This window comes from Brevibacterium jeotgali (assembly GCF_900169175.1).
Lineage (GTDB): Bacteria > Actinomycetota > Actinomycetes > Actinomycetales > Brevibacteriaceae > Brevibacterium > Brevibacterium jeotgali.
Window position 1 is genome coordinate 93,314 of sequence record NZ_FXZM01000005.1, and the last position, 25,102, is coordinate 118,415.

The 25,102-nt window shown below is 68.4% G+C and carries 24 protein-coding genes; 11 read left to right on the plus strand and 13 right to left on the minus strand.

Going from position 1 to position 25,102, the window contains the following annotated elements; all coding sequences use genetic code 11:
* Window positions 1-14: 14 nt before the first annotated feature.
* Entirely contained in the window at window positions 15-1,574 is a 1,560-nt protein-coding gene (locus BJEO58_RS06430) for an alpha,alpha-trehalose-phosphate synthase (UDP-forming) (protein WP_219617082.1), read from the plus strand.
* Window positions 1,571-2,479, plus strand: coding sequence for a trehalose-phosphatase (gene otsB, locus BJEO58_RS06435; RefSeq protein ID WP_180951852.1), 909 nt, complete (start codon window positions 1,571-1,573; stop codon window positions 2,477-2,479). Before BJEO58_RS06430 ends, otsB begins: the two co-directional genes overlap by 4 nt.
* On the opposite strand, the gene BJEO58_RS06440 is transcribed toward otsB, so the two are convergent.
* Both BJEO58_RS06440 and BJEO58_RS06445 read right to left on the minus strand, forming a co-directional pair.
* A complete protein-coding gene (locus BJEO58_RS06440) occupies window positions 2,466-3,485 on the minus strand; it encodes a LacI family DNA-binding transcriptional regulator (protein WP_101588656.1) in 1,020 nt (339 codons plus the stop codon). The two genes, otsB and BJEO58_RS06440, sit on opposite strands and share 14 nt — an antisense overlap.
* Window positions 3,482-4,465 (minus strand): LacI family DNA-binding transcriptional regulator, encoded by a 984-nt coding sequence (locus BJEO58_RS06445; protein ID WP_101588657.1) that lies wholly within the window; start codon window positions 4,463-4,465, stop codon window positions 3,482-3,484. Before BJEO58_RS06445 ends, BJEO58_RS06440 begins: the two co-directional genes overlap by 4 nt.
* A 125-nt stretch (window positions 4,466-4,590) precedes the next feature.
* Between BJEO58_RS06445 and BJEO58_RS06450 the strand changes: the two genes are divergently transcribed.
* The gene (locus BJEO58_RS06450; protein ID WP_101588658.1) at window positions 4,591-5,382 is read left to right on the plus strand and encodes an SDR family NAD(P)-dependent oxidoreductase; all 792 of its coding nucleotides are present in this window, start codon (window positions 4,591-4,593) and stop codon (window positions 5,380-5,382) included.
* Between the two features lie 142 nt (window positions 5,383-5,524).
* Here the strand turns inward: BJEO58_RS06450 and BJEO58_RS06455 are convergent, their stop codons facing one another.
* The 3 genes from BJEO58_RS06455 to BJEO58_RS06465 all read right to left on the minus strand — a co-directional run bounded on the left by BJEO58_RS06455 (window position 5,525) and on the right by BJEO58_RS06465 (window position 7,978).
* Complete coding sequence (locus BJEO58_RS06455; protein WP_101588659.1) at window positions 5,525-5,989, minus strand: Zn-ribbon domain-containing OB-fold protein; 465 nt, start codon at window positions 5,987-5,989, stop codon at window positions 5,525-5,527.
* Window positions 5,986-7,143, minus strand: coding sequence for a thiolase family protein (locus tag BJEO58_RS06460; protein ID WP_101588660.1), 1,158 nt, complete (start codon window positions 7,141-7,143; stop codon window positions 5,986-5,988). The genes BJEO58_RS06455 and BJEO58_RS06460 overlap by 4 nt, the downstream gene beginning before the upstream one ends.
* Before the next feature lie 103 nt (window positions 7,144-7,246).
* Window positions 7,247-7,978 (minus strand): IclR family transcriptional regulator, encoded by a 732-nt coding sequence (locus tag BJEO58_RS06465; RefSeq protein WP_101588661.1) that lies wholly within the window; start codon window positions 7,976-7,978, stop codon window positions 7,247-7,249.
* A gap of 270 nt (window positions 7,979-8,248) precedes the next feature.
* Between BJEO58_RS06465 and BJEO58_RS06470 the strand changes: the two genes are divergently transcribed.
* Together BJEO58_RS06470 and BJEO58_RS06475 are read left to right on the plus strand one after the other, a co-directional pair.
* Window positions 8,249-10,273, plus strand: a complete 2,025-nt coding sequence (locus BJEO58_RS06470) for a TRAP transporter permease (RefSeq protein WP_101588662.1) — start codon at window positions 8,249-8,251, stop codon at window positions 10,271-10,273.
* Between the two features lie 22 nt (window positions 10,274-10,295).
* Window positions 10,296-11,426: a TAXI family TRAP transporter solute-binding subunit gene (locus BJEO58_RS06475; RefSeq protein WP_180951853.1), complete on the plus strand. Its 1,131-nt coding sequence runs from the start codon at window positions 10,296-10,298 to the stop codon at window positions 11,424-11,426.
* A gap of 108 nt (window positions 11,427-11,534) precedes the next feature.
* On the opposite strand, the gene rlmB is transcribed toward BJEO58_RS06475, so the two are convergent.
* On the minus strand, window positions 11,535-12,491 hold the full coding sequence (gene rlmB / locus BJEO58_RS06480; RefSeq protein ID WP_101588664.1) for a 23S rRNA (guanosine(2251)-2'-O)-methyltransferase RlmB: 957 nt from the start codon (window positions 12,489-12,491) through the stop codon (window positions 11,535-11,537).
* 66 nt (window positions 12,492-12,557) lie between these two features.
* Window positions 12,558-14,054 (minus strand): cysteine--tRNA ligase, encoded by a 1,497-nt coding sequence (cysS, locus tag BJEO58_RS06485; protein WP_246076131.1) that lies wholly within the window; start codon window positions 14,052-14,054, stop codon window positions 12,558-12,560.
* Window positions 14,055-14,267: 213 nt separating this feature from the next.
* Here cysS and BJEO58_RS06490 point away from each other — a divergent pair, with 213 nt between their 5' ends.
* The 5 genes from BJEO58_RS06490 to BJEO58_RS06510 all read left to right on the plus strand — a co-directional run bounded on the left by BJEO58_RS06490 (window position 14,268) and on the right by BJEO58_RS06510 (window position 19,574).
* Complete coding sequence (locus tag BJEO58_RS06490; RefSeq protein ID WP_101588666.1) at window positions 14,268-15,890, plus strand: sodium-dependent transporter; 1,623 nt, start codon at window positions 14,268-14,270, stop codon at window positions 15,888-15,890.
* Window positions 15,887-16,006 (plus strand): methionine/alanine import family NSS transporter small subunit, encoded by a 120-nt coding sequence (locus BJEO58_RS06495; RefSeq protein ID WP_101588667.1) that lies wholly within the window; start codon window positions 15,887-15,889, stop codon window positions 16,004-16,006. The genes BJEO58_RS06490 and BJEO58_RS06495 overlap by 4 nt, the downstream gene beginning before the upstream one ends.
* Before the next feature lie 227 nt (window positions 16,007-16,233).
* Window positions 16,234-17,328 carry an S-(hydroxymethyl)mycothiol dehydrogenase gene (locus tag BJEO58_RS06500; RefSeq protein WP_101588668.1) on the plus strand — a complete coding sequence of 365 codons (1,095 nt, stop codon included), beginning with the start codon at window positions 16,234-16,236 and terminating at the stop codon, window positions 17,326-17,328.
* Complete coding sequence (locus tag BJEO58_RS06505) at window positions 17,328-18,008, plus strand: MBL fold metallo-hydrolase (RefSeq protein ID WP_101588669.1); 681 nt, start codon at window positions 17,328-17,330, stop codon at window positions 18,006-18,008. The genes BJEO58_RS06500 and BJEO58_RS06505 overlap by 1 nt, the downstream gene beginning before the upstream one ends.
* Window positions 18,009-18,251: 243 nt before the next feature.
* Window positions 18,252-19,574, plus strand: coding sequence for an amino acid permease (locus BJEO58_RS06510; RefSeq protein ID WP_101588800.1), 1,323 nt, complete (start codon window positions 18,252-18,254; stop codon window positions 19,572-19,574).
* A gap of 1 nt (window position 19,575) precedes the next feature.
* Here the strand turns inward: BJEO58_RS06510 and ispF are convergent, their stop codons facing one another.
* From ispF to BJEO58_RS06530, 4 genes are all read right to left on the minus strand, one after another.
* On the minus strand, window positions 19,576-20,085 hold the full coding sequence (gene ispF / locus BJEO58_RS06515; RefSeq protein ID WP_101588670.1) for a 2-C-methyl-D-erythritol 2,4-cyclodiphosphate synthase: 510 nt from the start codon (window positions 20,083-20,085) through the stop codon (window positions 19,576-19,578).
* Window positions 20,082-20,918: an IspD/TarI family cytidylyltransferase gene (locus BJEO58_RS06520; RefSeq protein ID WP_246076130.1), complete on the minus strand. Its 837-nt coding sequence runs from the start codon at window positions 20,916-20,918 to the stop codon at window positions 20,082-20,084. Before BJEO58_RS06520 ends, ispF begins: the two co-directional genes overlap by 4 nt.
* 4 nt (window positions 20,919-20,922) lie before the next feature.
* The gene (locus tag BJEO58_RS06525) at window positions 20,923-21,507 is read right to left on the minus strand and encodes a PaaI family thioesterase (RefSeq protein ID WP_180951854.1); all 585 of its coding nucleotides are present in this window, start codon (window positions 21,505-21,507) and stop codon (window positions 20,923-20,925) included.
* Between the two features lie 112 nt (window positions 21,508-21,619).
* Window positions 21,620-22,102: a CarD family transcriptional regulator gene (locus BJEO58_RS06530; protein ID WP_101588672.1), complete on the minus strand. Its 483-nt coding sequence runs from the start codon at window positions 22,100-22,102 to the stop codon at window positions 21,620-21,622.
* Window positions 22,103-22,371: 269 nt separating this feature from the next.
* Between BJEO58_RS06530 and BJEO58_RS06535 the strand changes: the two genes are divergently transcribed.
* On the plus strand, window positions 22,372-22,983 hold the full coding sequence (locus BJEO58_RS06535) for a hypothetical protein (protein WP_101588673.1): 612 nt from the start codon (window positions 22,372-22,374) through the stop codon (window positions 22,981-22,983).
* 130 nt (window positions 22,984-23,113) lie between these two features.
* Here the strand turns inward: BJEO58_RS06535 and BJEO58_RS06540 are convergent, their stop codons facing one another.
* Entirely contained in the window at window positions 23,114-23,794 is a 681-nt protein-coding gene (locus tag BJEO58_RS06540) for a response regulator (RefSeq protein WP_101588674.1), read from the minus strand.
* A complete protein-coding gene (locus tag BJEO58_RS06545; RefSeq protein ID WP_219617083.1) occupies window positions 23,791-25,044 on the minus strand; it encodes a sensor histidine kinase in 1,254 nt (417 codons plus the stop codon). The genes BJEO58_RS06540 and BJEO58_RS06545 overlap by 4 nt, the downstream gene beginning before the upstream one ends.
* Window positions 25,045-25,102: the final 58 nt, after the last annotated feature.

Here is a 25,102-nt window from a genome sequence, read left to right on the forward strand (position 1 = left end):
GAGGAGTGCACAGCATGACCATCGACGGGACTCACGATGAGACATTCGACTTCGTCGTCATCGCCAACCGCCTCCCCGTCGACAGAGACATGTCGACCGAGCCCCCCACCTGGCGCACGTCGCCGGGCGGGCTCGTCACCGCAGTCGCCCCGGTCATGCAGCAGAACCGCGGCGCATGGGTGGGCTGGGCCGGTGCGACCGACCAGGAGTTCGATCCGTTCGACCTCGACGGAATGCACCTGGTGCCCGTCCCGCTGTCCTCCGAGGAGATCGTGCGGTATTACGAGGGGTTCTCCAACGCCACGCTCTGGCCGCTGTACCACGACCTCATCGTGCACCCGGAGTTCCACCGCACCTGGTGGGACGACTATGTGCGGGTGAACGAGCGGTTCGCGGAGCGCGCCGCCCGCGTCGCCTCACCGGGCGCGACGGTGTGGGTGCATGACTACCAGCTCCAGCTGGTGCCGGCGCTGCTGCGCGACGCCCGCCCGGACCTCGCGATCGGGTTCTTCAACCACATCCCGTTCCCCGGCTGGGAGCTCTTCGCACAGCTGCCGTGGCGATCCCAGGTCCTCGAGGGCCTGCTGGGCGCAGACCTCATCGGCTTCCAACGCGCCGCAGATGCCGCGAACTTCCGCCGTGCCGTGCGCATCAACCTCAATCGCTCCACGAAGGACACCGCGATCACGGTGCCGACCGCTGACGGCGAGCGCGAATCGCATGTCGCCCATGCCCGCGCCTTCCCGATCTCGATCGACACGGAGGAGCTGGACCGGCTCGCACGGGAGGACCGGATCGTGGCGCGGGCGCGGGAGATCCGGTCCGAACTGGGCGATCCCGAGGTGCTCATGCTCGGCGTCGACCGGCTCGACTACACGAAGGGCATCCGCCATCGCATCAAGGCGTTCGGGGAGCTGCTCAACGACGGAAGCATCCTGCCCGGCGAGGCCACACTCGTGCAGATCGCGACCCCCAGCCGTGAACGGATCGAGCAGTACCGGCAGATCCGTGACGACGTCGAGCTGGCGGTCGGCCGCATCAACGGCGAGTACTCGACACTCGATCACCAGGCGGTGCACTACTTCCACCATTCCTATCCCCGCGACGAGATGGCGGCCTACTATCTCGCGGCGGACGTCATGCTGGTGACAGCGCTGCGCGACGGCATGAACCTCGTCGCGAAGGAGTACGTCGCATGCCGAACGCACGACGATGGGGTCCTCGTCCTCAGCGAGTTCGCCGGTGCCGCCGAACAGCTCACCCAAGCCGTCACCGTGAATCCCTACGACATCTCCGGGCTCAAGGCCCGCATCCTCATGGCGGTGCGCATGCCCGATGCGGAGCGCCGTCGCCGCATGCGCGCGATGCGCCGCAAGCTGCGCACCGATGATGTGCGACGCTGGTCCGCGGACTTCCTGGGCACACTCCGCGGCCTGGCCGCAGCACGCCAGGGAACCGCGCCGGCCGTCATGCACCGACCGGCCATGCCGGAATCACCCGACGTGCTGGAACCGCCCGCCTCGGCGCCGCCCGCAGTTCCGAAACCCCCCGCAGCCTCGGAGACCACTCAGTGACCCGCGATATCCAGCCGCCCGTCATTCCCCCGGACGCGCTCGACATCACGGCCATCGCCTCGGCGAGAACCCTGCTGATCGCGCTCGACTTCGACGGGGTCATCGCCCCGCTGCAGGACGACCCGGGTTCGTCCGCGCCACTGCCGGCCTCCGCTGACGCGGTCGCCGCACTCGCGGCGCTGCCGCACACTCCCGTCGGGTACATCTCGGGGCGGAGCATCGCCGTGCTGCAGGACCTGTCGGACGCCCCCGCCGGCGCGATCTTCATCGGCTCCCACGGCCTGGAGACGGACTTCTCCGCACTCGACCCGGCACACGAGTCGCTCGCCACGGCTCGTCGCCGCGAGTACTCCACGCCCCTCACCGCGGCAGAGACGGCGACGCTCGCGCAGCTCGACGCCGCATTCGAGGAGGTCCGCGCCCGCACTCCCGCAGCCGGACACGGCGAGCTGCGGATCGAGCGGAAGCCACTGGGCCGCACGGCGCACACCCGCGGGACGAGTGCGGAGCGCGCAGCCTTCTTCACAGCGGAACTCACCGCACTCGCGGAGCGGATGCCTCAGCTGCGGAGCTTCGCGGGGCACGCGATGACCGAATTCGCGGTCCGCATGGAGACGAAGGGCCACGGCCTGGCACGCATGCTCGAGGCGACGAGTGCGGACGCCGTCGTCTTCCTGGGCGACGACACGACCGACGAGGACGCGTTCGCCTACCTGAACGAACGCGGCGACATCGCGTCGCTGCCGGTCAAGGTGGGCACGCAGGACACCTGCGCGCCGTTCCGCATCGCCGATCCCGAAGCCGTCTCCACCATCCTGGCCCGGCTCGCAGCGGAACGCGGCCTGCACCTCGGCGGCGGTTCCACCGGTGCCACCGGCACAGCCGGGGCCGTCAGCGCTTCGTGACCGGACGCACGGACGCCCGGAGCACGAGGTCCGGCACCACCCGGTAGTGCGCGGGCGCGGACGGTGCGTGCCCCGCATCGCGCTGGTCGATGATCCGTCGCAGCTCGGAGACCGCGGACTCCGCGAGCTGGGTCCAGTCGTACGTGACCTGGGACATCGGCGGGTCGAGCACATCGGCGTCCGGCAGGTCGCCCACCGTGAGCAGCGACAGGTCCTCCGGCATGTGGAGCCGCGCACGCGCGGTCGCCTCGAGGAAGCCCAGCGTGATCGCGGGCGACGAGCTGATGGCGGCGGTGATGCCCTGGGCGAGCAGGACCTCGGCCGCGTGGGCCCCTGCGAGCTGTCCTTCGCGCGTGACCTCGACGGGCGCCTCGGCACGGCTCGCCTGCACGTGGAGGGTCTGCGCGACCGCCTGCCGGAACACGTTCGCGCGCGATTCGGCCGCAGAGTTCTGGACGACGGCGAATCCGATCCGGCGATGGCCCATGTGCGCGAGGTGGCGCACAGCGGTCTCGATGCCGCTCGACGCATCCAGCACGAACTGCGGCAGTCCGGAGTGCGGGGCGTTGGAGATGCGTACGACGGGCATCCCCGCTGCGGCGAGCCGCTGCGATTCGCCGCCGGCGTCAGCCCCGCCCAGGACGATCGCTCCGGCGACTCCGCGCGACGCGAACGCCGCAGCAGGGTCCAGTCCGTCGCCCGCCGCCGCGGTCACCGCGATCTCCCCCAGCGCGAAGATGCGGCGGTTGAGGGCGAGCGCGAGTGTGCCGTAGGGATCGACGTCCGGCCCCACCAGCGCATTGGAGACGACAGCGATGAGCCGGGCGCCGCTGGACGTGCCCGGGTTCGTCGCCGGGGGCGGCTCCACGCCCAGGCTGCGCAGCGCGATCGACACGGCTCTGCGCGCATCCGCCGACACTTCGGGTCGATCGCGCAGCACGCGCGACACCGTGGACAGGGAGAGCCCGGAGGCCTCCGCGATGCGGGCGAGGGTGGGGCGGCTCATCGCAGCACCGCTGTCGTCGAGCGACGGGCCACGAGCATCGGCCGGACCGTGGGCGGGACGGCGGGGAGTCCGTCGCCCGGCAGACCCAGCACGGTCCGGGCGCCGGCGGTCAGCGCCTCCGCCATGACTTCTGCGTCGAAGCCCAGCACCGTGGCGGGCGGACGGGTGAAGCGGACCGTGAGCGAATCGCCCAGGCCCACCGCGGACAGGTCGCGGGGCACGGCGAGACCCCGCTGACGGATGCCCTGGAACACCCCGTAGAGCTGGAGTCCGGACTGCACGATGACCGCCGTGCACGTGAGGTCCTTGAGGCGCAGCGCGGCGTCCGCGCCGCCGGACACCGATTTGGGGACCGGTGCGATCCAGTCGTCGAGCTCGTCGTTGAACCGCGCCATCGGATGCTCCGCGAGGAAGCGGGCCTGCAGCTGGTCCGCGAGCACACCCGAATCGTTGCAGATGAGGCCGATCCGCCGGTGCCCGATGGCAGACAGGTGGTCGAACGCGAGCGACAGCGCGCCGGTGAGATCGATGCGGGCCGCGACGAGCTCGTTGGGGTGGGGCAGCCGATCGTCCGTGTGGCTGGCGCCGGCGAATCGCACCACCGGGATGTCCATCTCCAGCGGGGTGAGCATGGGGGTGATGACGAGCGCCGCGCCGGCGTCGACGACCGCCATGACCTCCGACAGATCCGCACCGATCGCCGGGGTCGCGGTGAGGACTCCGCGCTGCTGCAGTGCGGAGTCGACACGACTGAGCACATCGAGCTGCCAGTGCTCGGGGCGTGCGGGGACGCACACCGCTGCGAGGGGATGCTCCGTGCTGCGCAGCAGGGTCGAGCGCGAGTAGCCCAGGTCGGCCATCGCGGTGCGGACGCGCTGAGCCGTGGACTCCGCGACCGGACCGCGGTCGTTGAGGACGCGCGACACGGTCGACAGGGAGACCCCCGCCCGCTCCGCGATGTCCTCGACCGTGACGTTCATACCATCATCCTAGAGCGCGGAGCAGTCCTACCGGCATGCGGACCGGACTCGCGCGGGTGGTCCGGGATGACGGATGATCGAGGTGTCCGCACCCCGGACGCATCCGTTCAGAAAGGGCCCCACCCGTGTCAGATCTGCCGAACATCCCGTCCCTCTTCGACCTCGCCGAACGCACAGCCGTCGTGGTCGGCTCCGCGTCCGGCCTGGGCCGTGCGACCGCGGTGGGACTCGCCGACGCGGGTGCGCACGTCGTGTGCGCCGACCTCAACACGGACGGCGCCCGGGAGACGGCGCAGATCATCGCCGATCGCGGCGGTCGGGGCGAGGCGGTCGCCCTCGACATCACGTCGACGGAGAACGTCGAAGCCGTCGCGGAGCAGTTCGCCGACGCCCACGTGCTGGTCATGACCCCGGGCTTCAACGTGCGGAAGACGATGGCTGCGACGACGGACGCGGAGTTCGACCGCGTCATCGACATCAACCTCAAGGGCACCTACCGGCTCATGCGCGCCTTCGGCACGCGGATGGCGGAGCGGGGACGGGGATCGATCGTCACGTTCGCCAGCTTCCGCGCACTCGTCATCGAGCCGGGCCAGGGTCTCTACGCCGCGGCGAAGGCGGGTGTCGTCCAGCTGACGAAGACGCTGGCCAGCGAACTGGGCGGATCAGGCGTGCGCGTGAACTCCATCCTGCCCGGCCCCTTCGAGACGCCGCTCACCGAACAGATCAAGGCCGACCGCGAATGGTGGGACGCCTACGCGGAGAAGGGCACCCTGGGCCGCTGGGGAGTCCTGCACGAGATCGCGGGACCGGTCCTGTTCCTCGCGTCGGACGCGTCGTCGTACGTGACGGGCCATTCGCTGCTGGTGGACGGCGGCTGGATGGCGCAGGACGGGCGGTTCACCCCGCGGGTGTGAGTGGGGAGGCGCCCTGACGCGATCCACCCCGACTTTCATCACACCGCATATGAAAGAAGGTGTGCGGACTGATGAAAGTCGGGGTGACCGTGAAGGCCCCGGGGATCGCGGGCTGCGAACAGGGCCTGCGTCACAGCCTGCGTCAGGTCCCTGCCGGAGCGAACCTCGGCAGCGCCGCGTCGCCGTCCGTCTCGTGGAAGACGACGGTGACGGGCAGTCCGATCCGCAGGTCGACCTCATCGACGTCGACGATGTTCGTCATCATCCGCACGCCCTCCTCGAGCTCGACGTACGCAAGCACGTAGGGCGGGCCGCCGGCGTAGGCGCCCAGTCCGCCGCGGCGCACGACGGTGAAGCTGTGGATCTCTCCCCTGCCGGAGGCCTCCTCCCACGTCACGTCGAGCGTGCCGCAGTGGGGGCAGAACTCGCGCGGGTACCAGGTGGGCTCGCTGCACGCGTCGCAGCGCGTGAAGAGGAGCCGCCCCTCCGTCGTCGCCTTCCAGAAGCCCGCGGTCTCCGCGCTGATGGGCGGAGTGGGCGCCGGCAGCTCGCTGCCGATCCGTGCGGCAGCCCCCGCCGCCGAGGTCGTCGTCGCGTCGGCCATCATGCCTCCCGTCCGAGGATGAGCGTCGCAGAGCCCATCCGGGTTCCCAATGATCCGCCCGTGCCGTGTGCCAGTGCGATGTCGCAGTCGGGGACCTGCACTGCGGGGTGAGCCTCTCCGCGCAGCTGGCGGACGGCTTCGAGGATCTTCGTCATGCCACCGCGGTTGACCGGGTGGTTGTTGCACAGTCCACCGCCGTCCGTGTTGAACGGCAGACCGCCGTCGGGGGCGCGCAGAGCGCCGGAGGCGACGAACGCGCCTCCCTGCCCCTTGGGGCAGAAGCCCAGGTCCTCGAGCGTCTCGATGACGGTGATCGTGAACGAGTCGTAGATCGAGGCGTAGTCGATGTCCGCGTGGCTGACCCCGGCCTCGGCGAAGGCCGCCGGTCCGGACCACACGGCTCCGGTGTGCGTGAGGTCGATCCTGCCGCCGGCCGCCGTCTTGGGCGCCTCGCCGTGGCCCAGCACCGGGACGGACTGCCGTTCCAGCCGCTTCGCGACCTCCGGACTCACGACGACCACGGCCCCGCCTCCGTCGGTGATGACGCAGCAGTCCAGTCGGTGCAGCGGGTCTGCGATGAGCGGCGAGTCCACGACGTCCTCGACCGTGACGACCTTCTGCAGCAGTGCGTTCGGATTGTGCTGCGCGTGGAGGGAGGCCGCGACCTTGACCTCCGCGAGCTGCTCCGCCGTCGTGCCGTACTCGTGCATGTGCCGCTGGGCGGCGAGCGCGTACATCGCAGGCGTCGTCGTGCCGAAGACGTTCTCGAATGCGAACTCCGGCGCACGGTCGGTCACCGCGCCCCCTGCGAGCCCCTGGAGCGGAAGACCCGCGAGCGTCACGAGCGCGACCTCGCACTTGCCCGCCGCGATCGCCGCAGCCGCGTGACCGATGTGCGCCACGTAGGACGACCCGCCGATGTCCGTCGAGTCGACGTACGTGAGGTTCAGTCCCATGTAGTCGGCCATCGACAGAGGACCGAAGCCGGGGGCGTCACCTGCGCAGAAGTACGCGTCGACGTCTGCGAACGTGAGGCCCGCATCGGCGAGTGCGCCTGCGGCGACCTCCGCATGGACGCGTTGGACGGACGTATCGGGGATCTTCCGCAGGGGGTGTTCGAACGCCCCCGCGATCATGGCCTGGCCGCGGATGCTCACGCACGGACTCCTAGTGATCGATCGTTCAGTTATACGGAATAGTACGGCACGCCGCACTCAGCGCGGAACCTCATGGGCCCACGGCCCGCACCGAGCGAGCCCCTCAGACGCTCTGCTCGATCACACGGGCATGCCTGGCCAGCAGCTCACCTGCACTGCACGGAGAGAACTCCGGGACCCTGCTGAGCGGGTACGAGATGGCGATGGCACCCACGGGGCGCCCCGCACCATCCCGGATCGGGGCGGCGACTCCGCCGATCCCCGGTCGCCACCGCCCCTGGATCACGGCGAATCCGCGATCGACTGCACGGTCGATGATCCGATGCAGATGTGCAAGGTCACCCGCCCGCTCGAGAAGAGCCTCCGGGTCGCCGAGGATCTGCTCGCGCTCAGCCGGCGGCACGGACGCCAGATAGGCTGCGCCGCTGGATGACGCATCCCACGGCACCCTCGTCCCTATCGACAGGGTCGTCCGGAGGTCCTGCCTGCTCTCTGCACGGAAGACGACCATGAGAGCCGCTCCCGACGGCACGAGCACATGCGTCGTCTCGCCCGTCTCATCACGGACCGCGTTGACAGCCTGCTGAGCCGCCTCGGAGAAGCTTCCCGATGGTCGCACGAAGGACACACCGAAGGTCGCGGCCACCTTCCAGCGCCTGGAGTCCGGGAACTCCTCCTCCAACCACCCCGAGTCCGCGAGCGTGTGGATGATCCGAAACGTCGATGCCTTGGGAAGCTCCAGTCTCCTGGCCACGTCCGAGATCCCCAGCAGCGGCTCCTCCGCGAGCAGCTCCATGATGCGCACTGCCGATCGCACGCTCTGCACGTTCGTCATCTCGCGCCCCCTCCGCTCTTCCCGACCTCGACACTCGCGCCTTCGACAGGAGCGCCGCAACCGCACGGGTGTGACGCACTTGGCAGTGGGCGATCCATCTTGCTAGTATCCCATTCGTTGAAACAGTGTTTCACGCCTGACACGGGGCAGAGATGCCACTGGATCCATGACGCGAACACCAGACACAGGACAGCGCTGCGGACACGCCCGTGGCACGCACCCTCACCGGTGGCCGACGTCCTTGCCCCGCAACCTCGATCGGACCCCTCCATGACTGCACGAACCGCCTCCCCTGCCGCAGAGGAGATCACCGATGCGGATGCGACAGACGGCCGTGTGACACTGCCGTGGAAGGTCGTCATCGTCGGCCTCACCCTCGCGGGCGTGCTCGTGGCCATGAATCAGATCTTCTTCTGGAATCCGGGGGGACTCTCCCTGCTGAGGAACGCGTACCTCTACTACGTCCTGGCGGCGTTCCTGCCGATCGTCTTCCTCGTCTTCCCCGCGGCGAGGCGGCAGCGGGGACGACCCCTGCCGCTGTACGACATCGCCCTGGCCGCGGTTGCGCTCGTGGTCTGCGTCTTCTTCGGGTACAACGGCGAGAACATCGTGAACCTGGGCTGGGACTACGCGTCACCCGCCCTCGGCACAGTCGCATCCTTCGTCCTGTGGGCGCTCGTGCTCGACGCGCTGCGCCGCACCGCGGGCCTCGTGGTGACGATCATCGCGCTGGCGTTCTCGCTGTACCCACTGGTCGCAGATGTCATTCCGATCGGCTTCCTGCGCGGTATCCCGTTCGATCTCAGGACTGCGGCGCAGGTCCACGCGATGGGGGCGGACTCGATCATGGGACTGCCGCTGCAGACTGCTGGTTCTCTGCTCATCGGCTTCCTCGTCTTCGGTGTGGCGCTCCAGCAGACTGGCGGAGGAAGGTTCTTCTACGACCTCGCGCAGTCGGTCTTCGGCCGCTTCCGCGGTGGCTCCGCCAAGGTCTCCGTCATCTCGTCGGGCTTCATGGGCATGATGTCCGGTTCCGCCGTGTCGAACGTGCTCACCACAGGACCGATGACCATCCCCGCCATGAAGCGGAGCGGCTTCCCGGGCCGGTACGCCGCGGGCGTCGAGGCGACCGCCGCGACCGGTGGCACGATCACTCCACCCATCATGGGCGCCGCGGCCTTCCTCATGGTCTCCTTCGTCGGCGTCCCCTATGCGGAAGTCGCCCTGGCCGCTGCGATCCCTGCACTGCTGTACTTCTTGGGGATCTTCATCCAGGTCGACGCCTTCTCAGCGAAGACGGGGCTGCGCGGCATGCGCCGTGACCTGCTCCCACGGGTCGGTCGAGTCCTCTTCGACGGATGGCCATACCTCACAGCTCTCATCGGACTCATCGTCCTGATGGTCGTCTCCCGCAATGAGACTCAGGCCCCGTACTTCGTCATCGCGTTCCTCCTCGTCGTGGAGTGCACGAAGTTCGTCCTCGCCGGTGATGTGAAGCGGCTGCCGGGCATGCTCTTCGACTTCGTCTATGCCTCGGGCCGGACGATCGCGGAGATCATCGGGATCATCGCAGGAGTCGGCCTGATCGTCGGTGGCCTGTCGATGACAGGCGTCTCCCTGTCGCTGGCACGCGAACTCGTCGCGCTCGTCGACGGCAACCTCATCCTCATCCTCATAGCCGGCGCTGTCACATCGTTCGTCCTCGGCATGGGCATGACGGTCTCTGCCGTCTACGTCTTCCTTGCGATCGTGATGGCCCCGGCGCTGACAGAGCTCGGCATCAACCCCATCGCCGCACACCTGTTCGTCATCTACTGGGCAACCGTCTCCTACATCACCCCACCGGTGGCACTCGCCTCGTTCGCCGCGGCGAACATCGCACGAACGCCACCGATGGCGACATCGCTCACAGCCATGCGCCTGGGATCGGTGAAGTACATCATCCCCTTCGCCTTCGTGCTCAACCCGGCTCTCGTCGCTCAGGACTCGAGCGTCGCGGAGATCCTGTACACCGCCGGCTTCGCGACAGCTGGAGTCTTCTTCCTGGGATGTGCTTTCGAGGGCTGGATGACGGGGGTCGGACGACGACTCCCGATGATCTCGCGCGTTCTGCTCGTGGTCTCAGGACTGGCGACCCTGGCGCCGGAACTCCTGTCGAGCACCCTCGGGCTGGCGTGTTCAGTCCTGATCATGAGCGTCACCCGCTTCTACAACGCGGGCGGTGCACTCGATCAGCCGGCTGAGCCTGTGCCCGCCCCCGCAGTACACCCCGAACCGGGCGCGCAGCGCCCCTGAGAAAACGGAGCAAGCAATGGTCATGAAGAAATCCACACTCACCGCGACAGCCGTGCTGGCGACGGCAGCCTTCACCCTCTCCGCATGCGGGGGCGGCTCGGCGAGCACGTCCGCCTCGGGAGACGACGGCCTCCCCGACACCATGGTGTGGTCCACCTACCCGGTGGGCACCACCACCTACAACGATCTCGCCGCAGTCGCAGAGATGGTCACGAGCGACATGGAGAAGCAGGTCCGCATCACTCCGTCCGATACAGCGATCGGCCGCATGACCCCCCTCCTCGAGGGCCAGGCCCAGTTCTCGCGCACGGGCGACGAGTACATCTTCTCCTTCGAGGCCGACCACGACTTCGCCCAGGAGGGGCAGGGGCCTCACGACACCCGCGTCGCGTACCCCGTGGAGGCACGACAGGGCTTCACCGTCCTCGACGACTCCGATGTCGAGACGTTCGCCGACCTCGAGGGCATGCGGGTGCCGAATGTCACGGCGAATCCATCGGTCAACCAGAAGATCGATGCACTCCTGGCCTACGGCGGTCTCACCCGTGACGACGTGGAAGAGGTCGATGTCGCCTACGGTGACCAGCCGAACGCCCTCGACAACGGCCAGGTCGATGTCATCTTCTACGGGCTGTACGGCTCGCCCCTCTTCGAGCTCGCGGAGTCGAAGGGCGTCCGCGTGCTCTCGATGGACGACGACTCCGAGGAAGCCCTCGAGCGCCTCGAGAACGTCTCGCCCGTGCTGCGGATCGGTGAGTTCGAGAACGGGCCCGGGATGGAAGAGGGAGAGATGGTCCAGACTCTCATGTACCCCCTCCCCGTGGTCGCGATGGAGGACACCTCCGCGGAGGCGGTCGAAGAGCTCGTCACCGGATTCGTCGACAATTTCGAAAGCTACGAGACGACGACACCCACGACGCCTGACTGGGCACTGGACGCGGTGCCGAAGGTTCCGTCGGTCGTCCCCTACCATGAGGGCCTCATCGCGTACCTCGAGAGCGTCGGCGAGTGGTCCGAGGAGAGCCAGGCCGCCAACGACGAGCTCCTGGAGCGAGGCGAGGAGCTCGACGAGCTGTGGGAGCGCTACGTCGCGGAAGCCGACGAGGTGGATCACGAGTCCTGGAACGAGTTCAAGGACTCAGAACTCGGCTGATCGGCGAGGTGATCCGTCAGGGGTGCGGGGACGAGTTCTGCCCCACACCCCTGACGGCTGCCTCCGCCGTCACGTCCGCAGCGATCTGCAGACGCACAGCCTCGCGGCTCAGCGCTTCTTCTCTCCCCGCGCCCGCGCGATCTCGTACAGGCTCACCGCAGCCGCGACGCCGGCATTGAGCGATTCCGTGGACGACACGATCGGGATGGACACGACCTGATCGCAGGCTTCGCGCACCAGGCGGGACAGCCCCTTGCCCTCTGACCCGACGACGACGCAGACGGGCGAGTCCGCCAGCCCCAGCCCGGGCAGGGACACGTCACCGTCCATGTCGAGTCCCAGCACGAACACGCCCTGCTTCTTGAGCTCCTGCAGCGAGCGGGTCAGGTTGACGACCTGTGCCACAGGGATGCGAGCCGCGGCTCCTGCGGATGTCTTCCACGCTGCGGCCGTCATGGAGGCGGCTCTGCGTTCCGGGACGATGACGCCGTGCCCGCCGAACGCAGCGGCCGAACGCACGATCGCGCCCAGGTTCCGCGGGTCCGTGATCCCGTCGAGCGCGACCAGCAGCGGCGTCTCCAGTCGGCCGGCGGCGCGCGACAGCAGATCATTCGGATCCGCGTACTCGTAGGGAGGCACCTGCAGTGCGATGCTCTGGTGGATCGCGTTGTCCGTGAGCCGGTCGAGGTCCGCCCTGCTCGCCTCGAGCATCACGATCCCGCGGTCTGCTGCGAGCGCGACCGCTTCCGTCATCCGGTCGTCCGCGTCCGGCCGCCCCACGATGTAGAGCGCGGTGGCAGGCACGCCCTCACGCAGAGCTTCGAGGACGGCATTGCGGCCTGCGACGGTGTCCTTGCCGGCTTCCTTCTTCCGCCGCTGCGACTGCTGCTTCCGCTGCTCCTTCTCCTTCTCGTGATCGTTCTTATAGGCCTTGTGGTAGACCCGGTCCTCCGCCTTCGGAGTGGGCCCCTTCCCCTCGAGCTTGCGGCGGCCCAGGCCGCCGGTCCCCTTCTGAGGGCCCTTCTTGGTCTTGCGGACTGCTCCGCTGCGTGGTTTAGGTGGCATGGTGTCTCCTCTTCCGAGGGTTGATGGAGAGAATCGTCGTGGTGGCTCGACCGGCGCGTGTGCGCGTCAGTCCCGAGTGAGGTCGTAGCGGTATCCGTCCGGGGTGTCCTCGATGATGACGCCCGCCGCCCGAAGCCGGTCCCGCAGCGCGTCCGCTGTCGCGAAGTCCTTCGCCGCCTTCGCATCGAGTCGCTGGTGCGCGACGAGGTCGACCAGGCTGTCGAGCGCCGCCCGCACCGGGTCGTCGCCGGATCCCTCCGTCGCCGAGGCCCCGGCCGCCTGGCCGGCCCACGCCCGGTCGGTGGGGTTCACCCCGAGCAGGTCGAGCATCAGCTCGACCTGAGCGAGCAGCTGCACCAGCCGCGTCCGATCGGCCTCGCCGAGTCCGTCGGCCGTCGCGGCCGCGACCAGCTTCGACCCGTCGCGCACGGTCGAGAAGACGACGGACAGGGCCCGCGGGATCGAGAGATCCTCGTCCATCGCGACCGCGAACTCGTCGGGCACGTCCGCGGCGCGATCGCGATAGCCGACCACTGCGTCGGGCACGGCGGGGGCTTCCGCACCCAGCACCTCCCGCGCACGCGTGACGAATCCGGTGAGCTTGTCGAAGGCCGTCCGCTGCGTCTCCACGAGGTCAGCAGAGAATTCGAGCGTGGACCGGTAGTGGGCGGTGGACAGGAAGAAGCGCAGAACGGCAGGGGGGAACTGCGCGATCAGGTCGTGTGCGAACACGGAGTTGCCCAGCGACTTCGACATCTTGTCACCGCCCACGTTGAGCAGCCCTGAATGCATCCAGATGCGGGCGAAGGCATCACCGGCGGCATGGGACTGGGCCATCTCGTTCTCGTGGTGCGGGAAGCGCAGGTCGAGCCCGCCTCCGTGGATGTCGAACTCCGCACCCAGGTACTTCGTCGACATCGCGGAGCACTCGATGTGCCACCCCGGTCGGCCGCGTCCCCACGGCGCGGTCCAGGCTGCGGTGTCCGGTTCGCCCGCCTTATGGCCCTTCCACAGCGCGAAGTCGCGGACGTCGCGCTTGCCGCGCGGATCGGCGTCCGCCGCATCCGCCATGTCGTCGACGCTCTGGTGGGTGAGCGCGCCGTAGTCGGCCCACGACCGCACGTCGAAGTACACGTCCCCGGACTCGTCATCCGCCGCGTAGGCGTGCCCCGCCTCGATGAGCCGACCGATCAGCGCGATCATCTCCGTGATGTGCCCCGTCGCCCGCGGTTCGTACGTGGGCGGCAGGACGTTCATCGCCTCGTACGCCCGGGTGAAGACCTGCTCGTAGTGATAGGCGTGGGCCCACCACTCGCGGTCCTCGTCGACGGACTTCGTGAGGATCTTGTCGTCGATGTCCGTCGTGTTGCGCACCAGTGTCACCCGCAGGCCCCGGTACGTGAGCCAGCGGCGCAGCTGGTCGAAGACGACCGCAGAGCGCATATGCCCGATGTGGGGCGCGCCCTGCACAGTGGCACCGCAGACGTAGATGCCCACTTCGCCGTCGCGGACGGGCTCGAGGGGGATCAGGTCTCCGGTGGCGGTGCTGTGCAGTCGTATCACGCCCGCAAGTGTACCGAGAGGAGGAGGCGCGCGGCCCCCGAACAGCAGACCCGTCGGCGTCGCGGATGTCACCACGGTCACGGGCGCGCGTAAGCTACACGACATGCAGTGAGAGGTGACACACTTGAGAAGGTATTCACAGCGACTGCTCGGTTGCGACTTACACTTCACACCTCAGTGCAGAGTCGCACCCTGACGAAAGGACTCCACTTCATGTCGTCGGCACAGCAGGCACCTGAACGCCAGGTGTTCGTCAGCCGCACCGCCTTCATCTTGGCCGCGATCGGATCCGCGATCGGCTTGGGGAACATCTGGCGCTTCCCGTACGTGGCCTACGACAGCGGCGGCGGCGCCTTCATCATCCCCTACCTCATCGCACTCCTGACAGCAGGGATCCCGCTGCTGTTCGTGGTCTACGCGATCGGCCATCGCGCGCGTTCGTCGGCGCCGCTGGCGTATCGCTCGCTGCACCGGGCCGCAGAGCCGATCGGCTGGTTCAAGACCGGCATCGCGACCCTCATCGGCATCTACTACGCCGTCATCGTCGGCTGGGCGGTGTCGTACACCGGCTTCTCGTTCACGCAGGCGTGGGGCGACGACGCCGAAGGCTTCTTCATCGGCGAGTACCTCCAGCAGAACGGCGAGGCCGGACTCTCCGGCGACTTCGTGCCCGGAGTGATGATCCCACTCATCATCATCTGGGTCGTGTGCCTCGCCATCCTCTATGCCGGCGTGCAGAGGGGCATCGCACGGTTCTCCAGGATCTTCGTGCCGCTCCTGATCGTCGTCTTCGCGATCATGGTGGTCCGCGCGCTGTTCCTCCCGGGCGCCGCCGCCGGACTCGACGCACTGTTCACCCCGGACTGGTCCGCGCTGACGGACCCGTCGGTCTGGGTCAACGCCTACGGCCAGATCTTCTTCTCCCTGTCGATCATGTTCGGCATCATGCTCACCTACGCCTCGTACCTGAAGCGGAAGACGAATCTCACGGGCTCCGGCCTGGTCGTGGGCTTCGCGAACTCCAGCTTCGAGATGCTCGCCGGCGTCGGAGTCTTCGCCGCACTCGGGTTCATGGCCCACACTGCGGGCACGGGCGTCGACGAGGTCGTCAGCAACGGCGTGGGCCTGGCGTTCATCGCGTTCCCGACGATCATCAGCCAGATGCCCGGCGGCACGATCTTCGGCGTGCTGTTCTTCCTCACCCTGATCTTCGCCGGACTCACATCACTCGTCTCGATCATCCAGGTGCCCGTCGCCGCGATCGCGGACAAGACGGGCATCAGTGAGAGGACCTCGACGGTGATCGTGGGCGGCCTCATGGCCGTCGTCTCGATCCTCATCATGCCGACGGCCACCGGCCTGAGCGTGCTCGACACCATCGATGCATTCACCAACAACATCGGCATCGTCGGCGTCGCGCTCACCGCCATCATCACGGTGGGCTGGCTGCTGGTCGGACTCCCGCAGCTGCGGGATCACCTCAACGGCGTCTCGTCGTTCAAGGTCGGCCGCACGTGGATCATCTTCGTCTCCGTCGTCACTCCGATCGTCCTGGGCTTCATGCTCATCCAGCAGATGATCACGTTCGCGCAGGAGGGCTACGAGGGATACCCGACCTGGCACCTGCTGCTGTTCGGCTGGGGCCTCATCGCCGCACTCGCGTACGTGTCCTTCCTCGTCAGCATCATCCCGTGGCCGAAGAAGAGCCTGGATCGCGTCGACGAGGCGCGGGCGAATTTCGAGGCTGAAGCCGCAGCCGAATCCGGGGCCGGGACTGACACCACTGCGGCCCGCCCCCGCACCCGAACACTGACCTCTGGAGGTGACAAGGCATGAGCGCAGCAGCCGTCGTCATGATGGTCGTTTCACTCGGCACCGTCTGGGGAGGTCTGGTCTGGTCGATCCTGCACCTGCGCCGCCACCCGGACACCACCACGGGCAAGGCCGACTGACCTCACCCGCACTGGACCGGCACCACAGCCGGACCACCGTTCCCGAGGCCGGGGCCCGGTGCCGCATGCGCGGCACGTGGCCCCGGCCTCGTCGGCGTCCGGCCCCGGCCTCAGGTGAGTCCGGACCGGGACGCTCCGCCCCGCGCTGTCCAACGCCCGTCACCGTCGATAGGCTTGCGGTGACCCGTTCCCGCACACCCACCTGGGGTGTGATCGAAAGGAGCCTCATGCCGTCAACGGTCAAGGGAGTCATCTCCCGTTCGAAGGGCGATCCCGTGGAGCTCGTCGACATCGTCATCCCGGACCCCGGTCCCGGTGAAGTCGTCGTCGACGTGAAGTCCTGCGGAGTGTGCCACACCGACCTGCTCTTCCGCGATGGCGGAGTGAATGACAAGTTCCCGTTCCTGCTCGGGCACGAATCCGCAGGCATCGTCTCCGAGATCGGCGAAGGCGTCACCGACGTCGAAGTCGGTGATTTCGTCATCCTCAACTGGCGCGCCATCTGCGGCATCTGCCGCGCGTGCAAGCGCGGTGAGCCCTGGTACTGCTTCGACACCCACAATGCCACGCAGAAGATGACCCTGGCCGAGGACGGCACGGAGCTGGAGGCGGCCCTGGGCATCGGATCGTTCGCAGAGAAGACGCTGGTCGCCGCCGGCCAGTGCACGAAGGTGCGCGAATCCGATCCTGCCGTCGTGGGCCTGCTGGGCTGCGGCGTCATGGCGGGCATCGGCGCGGCGATCAACACCGGCGGCGTCACGCGCGGCCAGTCGGTCGCAGTGATCGGCTGCGGCGGAGTGGGCATGGCGTCGATCGTCGGCTCGAAGCTCGCAGGCGCCGGCACGATCATCGCGATCGACCGCGATCCGACGAAGCTCGACTGGGCGAAGGAGCGCGGGGCGACGCACACGATCGATTCGTCGGACCTCGACGAGGACGGCGTGGTGAGCGCGGTCCAGGAGCTCACGGGCGGGTTCGGCGCGGACGTCGTCATCGACGCCGTCGGTCGACCGGAGACCTGGCGCCAGGCGTTCTACGCGCGTGACCTCGCGGGCACCGTGGTGCTCGTGGGCGTGCCGACCCCGGACATGGAGCTGTCCGTCCCGCTGCTCGACGTGTTCGGCCGCGGCGGAAGCCTCAAGTCGTCCTGGTACGGCGACTGCCTGCCCGAGCGCGACTTCCCGATGCTCGTCGATCTGTTCGAGCAGGGCAGACTGCCCCTGGAGGGCTTCGTGACGGAGAGGATCGGGAGCGACGGCGTGGAAGAGGCGTTCGAGAAGATGAAGCGGGGAGAAGTCCTGCGATCGGTGGTGGAGTTCTGATGAGTGCACGCATCGAGCGGATCGTCACGTCGGGCACGTTCTCCCTGGACGGGGGCACATTCGACGTCGACAACAACGTGTGGATCATCGGTGACGACGACGAGGTCATCGTCATCGATCCGGCGCACGACGCGCAGGCCGTCGCGGCCGCTGTGGGTGAGCGGAAGGTCAAGGCCATCCTCCTGACCCACGGGCACGACGACCACATCCGCGCGGTCTACGAGACGCAGGAGGCGCTGGGCGGACCGCCGATCCACCTCAACTCCGACGACCGCGTGCTGTGGGACATGGTCTTCCCCGACCGGAGCCCCGACAAGGTCATCGAGTCGGGCGCGGAGTTCGTCGTGGCGGGTGTGCACCTCAATGCGCTCCACACCCCGGGGCACTCCCCCGGGTCCACCTGCTTCTACGTGGGCGAATCCCTGCGCATCCCGGAGGACGTCCTGCCGCAGGGCGCAGCGGACTCGAGCCCCGTCCTGTTCTCCGGCGACACGCTGTTCCAGGGAGGCCCCGGGGCGACGGGCCGTTCGTACTCGAGCTTCGAGACGATCGTGGCGTCGATCTCCGAGACGCTCTTCGAACTGCCCGGCACCACAGTGGTCCTCACCGGTCACGGTGACGCGACGACGATCGGCGGCGAGAGGCCGCATCTGCAGGAATGGCTGGACCGCGGGGAGTGACCTGCCGGCACTGACCTGCTGCTTCCGCTCAGCGGACACTGCGCCCCCTTCTCCGGTGGATCCGTCCACTGGAGGAGGGGGCGCGGTGATCCACAGGGCGCCGGGAAGCTCCCCTGCTCTAGGATCAGGGCTGTGAAGAACCAGCCTTCGAACAGCGAGTCGATCGGCTCCTCGGCGTCCTCGGCGCCGGCGGACGACCAGGCGTCGTCAGTCCACACGTCGGTCGGCGGACTCCGCGCCGTGATGCGGCCTCGTCACCTCATCATGATGAGCCTGGGGTCCGCGATCGGTGCGGGACTCTTCGTCGGATCCGGCGCCGGCATCGCCGCGGCGGGCCCCGCCGTGCTCGTGTCCTATGCCATCGCCGGGCTCATCGTCATCGCGGTGATGCGGATGCTCGGCGAGATGGTCGCCGCGGACCCGAACCCCGGTGCGTTCTCCTACTACGTGGGCAAGGCACTGGGTCCGTCCGCCGCATTCGCCGTCGGCTGGCTGTGGTGGATCACCCTCTGCCTCGTCGTCGCCGCGGAGGCGACCGCCGCAGCGCAGATCATGGCGGGCGTCGTGCCCCTGTTCCCGCAGTGGGGCTACGCGCTCGCTTTCATGGTGCTCTTCACGTGGATCAACCTGTGGGGAGTCAGGAGCTTCGGCGAGTTCGAGTTCTGGTTCTCCTTCATCAAGGTCGCGTTCGTCTTCCTGTTCCTAGCCTTGGGAGTCGCGTTCCTGCTGGGGTGGACGCCGGCGGACAGCCCCGGCCTCACGCACATCACGGAGACCTCGTTCATGCCCAACGGGATGGGTGGGATCGCTGCGGGCCTGCTGGTGGTCGTGTTCGCGTTCGGCGGCATCGAGATCGTCGCCGTCGCCGCCGCAGAGACTGCGGAGCCCCAGCGATCCGTCAGGTCCGCCACCCGCACGATCCTCTGGCGGATCCTGCTCTTCTACATGGGCTCGGTGAGCATCATGGTGCTCGCACTGCCCTGGGACGACCCGTCGCTGCTCGAGAGCCCGTTCGTCGCGGTCCTCAACCGGGCCGGTCTCCCCGTGCTCGCCGCGATCATCGGCATGATCATCGTCGCCGCACTGCTGAGCTCGCTCAACGCCAACGTGTACGGCGCCTCGCGTATGTTCTACTCGCTGGCGCAGCGCGGGATGGCACCTCGCGGCATGGGCGGCGTCAACGAGCGCGCGGTGCCATCCCTGGGCGTGTGGATGTCCGTGGCGTTCGGCTTCGTCGCGGTGCTGCTGAACTACTTCTGGGCCGAGGAGGTCCTGGGGCTGCTCCTCAACATCGTCGGCTCCACCCTCATCGTCACGTGGTCGTCTGCGATCATCGCCCACCTGGTCCTGCGCACCCGGGCAGAGAAGGCCGGCGAGCAGCTCCCCCTGACGATGTGGCTGTTCCCGTACCTGTCGTGGGCGACGCTCGTGGGGCTCGTGGGGATCATCGTGCTGGGCTTCACGGTCCCCGACGTCCGCACGCAGCTGCTCCTCACGTTCGGCCTCTTCGGCGCACTCCTGGTCGTCGGAGTCATCACCACGCGTCGAGACGCGCAGAGGGCGTAGGTCAGTCCACCGGAACGACGAGTGCCGTCGCGATCGCAGCGGCGCCCTCTCCCCTGCCGGTGAGTCCCAGCCCGTCGGACGTGGTGCCGGAGACGGACACCGGCGCCCCCACGGCCTCGCTCAGCACTCGCTGGGACTCGTCGCGGCGGATCCCGATCTTCGGCCGCGCGCAGACGGCCTGGACGGACACGTTGCCGATCTCGAAGCCGGCCTCGCGGACCAGCCGGGCCGCCTCGGCGAGGAGCACCGCGCCCGAGGCCTCCGACAGCTCCGGCCGATCCGTCCCGAAGTGCGCGCCCAGGTCGCCGATGCCGGCAGCCGCGAACAGTGCATCACAGCACGCGTGGGCCACGACGTCGGAATCGGAGTGACCGGCCAGCCCCGTCTGCCCCTCCCAGAGCAGGCCGGCCATCCACATCGGCCGCTGCCGGTCGGTGGAGAACGCGTGGACGTCCACGCCCGTGCCCACACGGGGAAGCCGACTGGGTGACGGGAGAGGTGCATCAGTCATTCGGATCTCCTGTGCGCATCGTGGCCGTCGCTCACGTAGAGCTCCGCGACGCGCAGGTCGATGGGGTGCGTGATCTTCAGCGCCGCTTCGTCTCCGGGCACTCCGACGACCGCGATGTCGAGGCGCTCGACCAGCCCCGCGTCATCGGTCGCGGACCGATCCGGATCTGTGCGCTGGAGGCCGTGTGCGGCGATCAGCGCCTCCCGCACGAAGCCCTGCGGCGTCTGGACGCGTCGCAGGGCGGTGCGATCGAGGTCGCCGACGACGGTCCCCGCATCCGTCGTGGTCTTCACGGTGTCGGTCATCGGGAGCACGGGGACGACGGCGGAGGCGCCCGCCTTCAGCGCAGCGACGACGCGGTGGTAGACGGAGGCCGGGGTGAGGCAGCGCGCAGCATCGTGGACGAGCACCAGGTCCGCCTGCGGGACGGCCGCCAGTGCTGCGGCGACGGACACCACGCGGTCAGCGCCGCCCTCGACGACGGTGATCGGAACCGGGGCTGGGCGTGCGGGCGCGCCAGGGACGTCCGGGTCGCCAGGGCGAACCGAGTCGACAGGGCCGTCCGGATCGACAGGGCCGTCCAGGCCGACCGGCGACCCGACCGGAGCCTCGGCGGCGGTCTCCGCGATCCGTCGCGCGTCCTCGAGCAGCGAGGACGGGGCGGCGATGACGATCGCATCGATCACCCCCGAGCGCACTGCGCCCTCGACCGCGTGTGCGAGCAGTGGCCGCCCGGCGAGGTGCACGAACGCCTTGGGCGCACCGGCGGCCAGCCGAGTGCCCGACCCGGCGGCCGGGAGGAGGAGCACCGTCGACATGTCGTCGGGCCTCACGTCTTCAGGCCTCACGCGGCGAGAGCCAGAGACCCTCCGCTCGCACGCGCACGACGTCGTCACAGATGATCTCCGCTTCCATGAACCGCTTGCGGCCCTCCACCCGGGCGATGCGGCCCCGCACGGTGAGTGGTTCCCCGATCGGGGTGCCCGCGTCGTAGTTCAGTGTCAGCGAGCGGGTGAACGAGCGCTTCTCCGCGCCCCAGTTCGCAGCATGGCCCAGGATGTGATCGATGAGCAGTGCGACGATCCCGCCGTGCACACGGCCCGGGGGCCCCTGGTACTGGAGCGGGAGTGTGAGGTCGCACCGGTAGTCGTCCCCGTCCGGCACGATGCTCATGGGCGGCGCGATCGGATTGCGCGGCGACGAGGCGGGTGTGATGTCGCCCGCGATGTGGTTGGGAGTGGTGTGCGGATCCCCGACACTGACCGTGTGCGGGGCTGCGGCAGCACGCGAGAGCTGCTCTGCGATGCCGGCGACCTGCTGGGCCAGCGCGTCCGCATCGTCTTCGGTGACGAGTGCGGTCATGAGCTCACGGCCGAGTCGCGTGGTGAGCTCCGTGAACGGGGCGATGGGTGACGACGTCATGTGGTTGTGGTCCTCGGTGTCAGGGCGAGCGGTTCTCATCAGGGCGGCATGCGAACGGCCGATCACCTGGTGAGGTGACCGGCCGGTGCGCTCCGCCAGGGGCAGAGGGGGATCAGGAGGCGAGGACTTCATCGAGCATCGCCTCTGCTTCCTCCTCCTCCTTCTTCTCCGCCAGTGCGAGTTCGGACACGAGCACCTGACGTGCCTTCGCGAGCATGCGCTTCTCACCGGTGGACAGTCCGCGGTCCTGCTCACGGCGCCAGAGATCGCGGACGACCTCTGCAACCTTGATGACATCGCCCGACTGGAACTTCTCCAGGTTCGCCTTGTAGCGGCGGGACCAGTTCGTGGGCTCTTCCGTGACTTCTGCGCGAAGGATCTGGAACACCTTCTCGAGACCCTCCTCACCGACGACGTCCCGCACACCCACGAGGTCGCAGTTCTCGGCGGGGACCTCGATCACGAGATCGCCGTGTGACACCTGCAGCTTCAGATAGAGCTTATCCACTCCCTTGATCGCGCGAGTCTTGATCTCCTGGACAGTCGCAGCCCCGTGATGGGGGTAGACGACGGTGTCGCCGACATGAAATGCCATATTCTGTGAACCCCTTTCGCAGGACCCAAGTCTAACATGTGACGCGCCGCAGAAATGATGCGGGACACATGGGCAGAGTGATAAGGTCCAGGGTTTCTCGCCATGCGGACACGCGCCCGGCAGGCGCGCACCCCGCGCCGCGGTGCACTCGTGACCTGCGGAATTCATGGTCCTGCCAGCGGAATCGGAGCGAGTTCTACGTCAGGTCGAAAGAACGATAGGATGACTGCGAAGTTCCGTGTCGTCGTACCGTCCAAGGAGCCCGGATCGTGAAGAAGAGGACCGCGCGCCTGGCTGTGGCCGCAGCCGCGATCGCAGCCATCGCACCCCTCAGCGGTTGTGCCAGTATGCTGTCCGCAGATCAGACTGCGGAGTATGAGTACCACGGAGGTGACGGCGCATGGTCCCGCGAGGACCTCGACGGCGTCGACATCCGCGGACTGCTCATCATCCAGAGCGAAGAGGGCGATGCCCAGGTCTTCTACACGGTCATCAACGGCGCCGATGAGCCCCGTGACGTGTCGATCGAGATCGGCCCGGAGACGTACGACCACACGGTCGAGCCCGACGCCGTCGTGAGTCAGAATCCGGAGAACCCCGCATCGGACGCGGAGCCTGCCATCATCAGCGGGTTCGACGAAGAGATCGGGTCCCTGTTCGACGTCGAGGTGACGGTCGGCGGCGAATCGGAGACGATCGCCACGCAGGTGCTCGACGGCACGCTCCCGGAGTACGCGGACCTCGTGCCCACGAGCGGTGCGGGTGACCCCACCTCGGATCCGACGGAGGAGACCGCGGCGGCAGAGGGCACCGACCCGGCCGCAGAAGGTGCGGAGGGTGCCGGCACTGCAGCGGATGCCGGAGCAGCGGCGCAGGGCTGACGCGGCTTCCACTGACGGGCGCTCCTCGCCTCGAGGAACCCGCCCCCTCGCCTGACCGATCGAAGGGCCCGGAAGGATCACTCCTTCCGGGCCCTTCGCCGTCCGGCCGCGAACGCCGGATCGGCCAGGCTCACGCCTCGAACTTGTACCCGAGTCCGCGAACGGTGACGAGCAGGCTCGGCGAGGACGGCTCCTGCTCGACCTTCGCCCGCAGACGCTTGATGTGCACGTCCAGCGTCTTCGTGTCGCCCACGTAGTCCTGCCCCCAGATGCGGTCGATGAGCTGCCCGCGCGTCATGACGCGGCCGACGTTGCGCACGAGGATCTCCAGCAGCTCGAACTCCTTGAGCGGGAGCGACATCTCCTCCCCGCGGACGGACGCGACGTGCCGGTCGACGTCGATGCGGACCCCACCGGCCTCGATCACGGAATCGGCGAGGTCGGTCTGCTCCGCGTTGCGGCGCATCACGGCGCGCACGCGGGCGAGCAGCTCACGCGACGAATAGGGCTTCGTCACGTAGTCGTCGGCGCCCAGCTCCAGCCCCACGACCTTGTCGATCTCCGAATCCTTCGCGGTCAGCATGATGATCGGCACGGTCGACTTCGCCCGCAGCTGTCGGCACACCTCCGTCCCGGACGCTCCCGGCAGCATGAGGTCGAGCAGGACGAGGTCCGCTCCCGCCCGGTCGAACTCGCTGATCGCCTGCAGCCCGTCAGCCGCGACGGTCACCTCGTACCCTTCCTTGTCCAGCAGGTACGACAGCGGGTCGGAGAACGATTCCTCGTCCTCGACTAGCAGAATGCGCGTCACGATGCTCCTCTTCCATGTGTATGCTCTCCGTCCACGGTAGGGGCGACGGCCGGCTGCGCTGCGTCGTCCCCCGTGGAATCGATCAGGATCCCCTGTCGCGCGGCTTCCGCGAGACCCGGGGTGATGTCGTCTGCGTGCGCCTGCGGGAGGAGGATCGTGAAGGTCGATCCCTGACCCAGTCTCGACCACACGCGCACCTCCCCGCCATGCGTGGCGACGATGTGCTTGACGATGCTGAGCCCCAGTCCGGTCCCGCCGGTCATGCGGGAGCGGGCCGGGTCGACTCGGTAGAAGCGCTCGAACACGCGCTCCGTGTCCTCGGTGCTGAGTCCGATGCCCTGGTCCGTCACGGCGATCGCGACGCGCTCGTCCTCGAGCTTCGCGCCCACGCCCACTCGCGTGCCCTCATTGGAATAGTGGATCGCGTTGTCGACCAGATTGCGCACGGCATTGACCAGCAGCTCGAAGCTGCCCTCGATGTACCAGTCGCCCCCGTGCAGGGCGGACAGCTCGATGTGCTTCCCGTCGGCCACCGTGCGGGCCCGGTCCACAGCCTCTTCGACGACTCTGGCGACGGGGACCCGCTCCGGGCTCGCCGGCACCTCGTGGTCCTGCACCCGTGAGAGGTCGATGATCTCCTTGACGAGCTGGGTGAGTCTGGTCGACTCGCGCTGCATCTTCTGACCGAACCGGGCCACTGCCTCGGGGTCGTCCGCGAAATCAGTGACGGCCTCCGCGAGGAGCGCGACCGCACCGATCGGCGTCTTGAGCTCGTGGGAGACGTTCGCGATGAAGTCGCGGCGCACCGCGTCGACGCGGCGGGCCTCGGTCTGGTCATCGCAGAGCACCAGGACGAACGCGGAGCCCAGCGCTGCCACCCGGGCGTGCAGGAAGCGCGGCGTCGCGGACGACGCGATCGCGTGCTCGAAATCGACCTCTTCGATGAGCCCTCGTGCACGGACGCGCTCGACGACCTCGGCGAGGGTGTCGGCCGCGAGCGAATGCCCGCGGACAAGTCCGAAGGTGTACGCAGCGGGTGAGGCCTTCACGACATCGTCCCCCGCGTCCACGACGATCGCGGCGCTGGGCAGCACGGCGAGCACTTCCGCGATGCCGTCCGGGAGCTCGTTGTCCGAATGGAGGTCCGCGGCGCTGCGACTGTGCTCGGAGAAGCGGAAGGCCAGGATCCCGGCGATGCCGAGCCCCAGCCCCACGGTTCCCGTGAGTACGGCGACGATGAGCAGGTCCACGCTCCCAGCCTAGACCGATGGCGGGGGCAGAAGCGTCATGGGAGCGACGAACGCCTAG

What these genes read in the sequence shown, in the direction of transcription:
- ispF (WP_101588670.1), bottom strand. Translation starts at nt 20,085, where the DNA reads ATGACTGATGCACCTCTCCCGTCACCCAGTCGGCTTCCCCGTGTGGGC.
- BJEO58_RS06525 (WP_180951854.1), bottom strand. Translation starts at nt 21,507, where the DNA reads ATGACGTCGTCACCCATCGCCCCGTTCACGGAGCTCACCACGCGACTC.
- BJEO58_RS06500 (WP_101588668.1), top strand. Translation starts at nt 16,234, where the DNA reads ATGCCGTCAACGGTCAAGGGAGTCATCTCCCGTTCGAAGGGCGATCCC.
- BJEO58_RS06455 (WP_101588659.1), bottom strand. Translation starts at nt 5,989, where the DNA reads ATGATGGCCGACGCGACGACGACCTCGGCGGCGGGGGCTGCCGCACGG.
- BJEO58_RS06490 (WP_101588666.1), top strand. Translation starts at nt 14,268, where the DNA reads ATGTCGTCGGCACAGCAGGCACCTGAACGCCAGGTGTTCGTCAGCCGC.
- BJEO58_RS06495 (WP_101588667.1), top strand. Translation starts at nt 15,887, where the DNA reads ATGAGCGCAGCAGCCGTCGTCATGATGGTCGTTTCACTCGGCACCGTC.
- BJEO58_RS06505 (WP_101588669.1), top strand. Translation starts at nt 17,328, where the DNA reads ATGAGTGCACGCATCGAGCGGATCGTCACGTCGGGCACGTTCTCCCTG.
- BJEO58_RS06470 (WP_101588662.1), top strand. Translation starts at nt 8,249, where the DNA reads ATGACTGCACGAACCGCCTCCCCTGCCGCAGAGGAGATCACCGATGCG.
- BJEO58_RS06465 (WP_101588661.1), bottom strand. Translation starts at nt 7,978, where the DNA reads ATGACGAACGTGCAGAGCGTGCGATCGGCAGTGCGCATCATGGAGCTG.
- BJEO58_RS06530 (WP_101588672.1), bottom strand. Translation starts at nt 22,102, where the DNA reads ATGGCATTTCATGTCGGCGACACCGTCGTCTACCCCCATCACGGGGCT.
- BJEO58_RS06430 (WP_219617082.1), top strand. Translation starts at nt 15, where the DNA reads ATGACCATCGACGGGACTCACGATGAGACATTCGACTTCGTCGTCATC.
- BJEO58_RS06510 (WP_101588800.1), top strand. Translation starts at nt 18,252, where the DNA reads ATGCGGCCTCGTCACCTCATCATGATGAGCCTGGGGTCCGCGATCGGT.
- BJEO58_RS06440 (WP_101588656.1), bottom strand. Translation starts at nt 3,485, where the DNA reads ATGAGCCGCCCCACCCTCGCCCGCATCGCGGAGGCCTCCGGGCTCTCC.
- rlmB (WP_101588664.1), bottom strand. Translation starts at nt 12,491, where the DNA reads ATGCCACCTAAACCACGCAGCGGAGCAGTCCGCAAGACCAAGAAGGGC.
- BJEO58_RS06445 (WP_101588657.1), bottom strand. Translation starts at nt 4,465, where the DNA reads ATGAACGTCACGGTCGAGGACATCGCGGAGCGGGCGGGGGTCTCCCTG.
- BJEO58_RS06475 (WP_180951853.1), top strand. Translation starts at nt 10,296, where the DNA reads ATGAAGAAATCCACACTCACCGCGACAGCCGTGCTGGCGACGGCAGCC.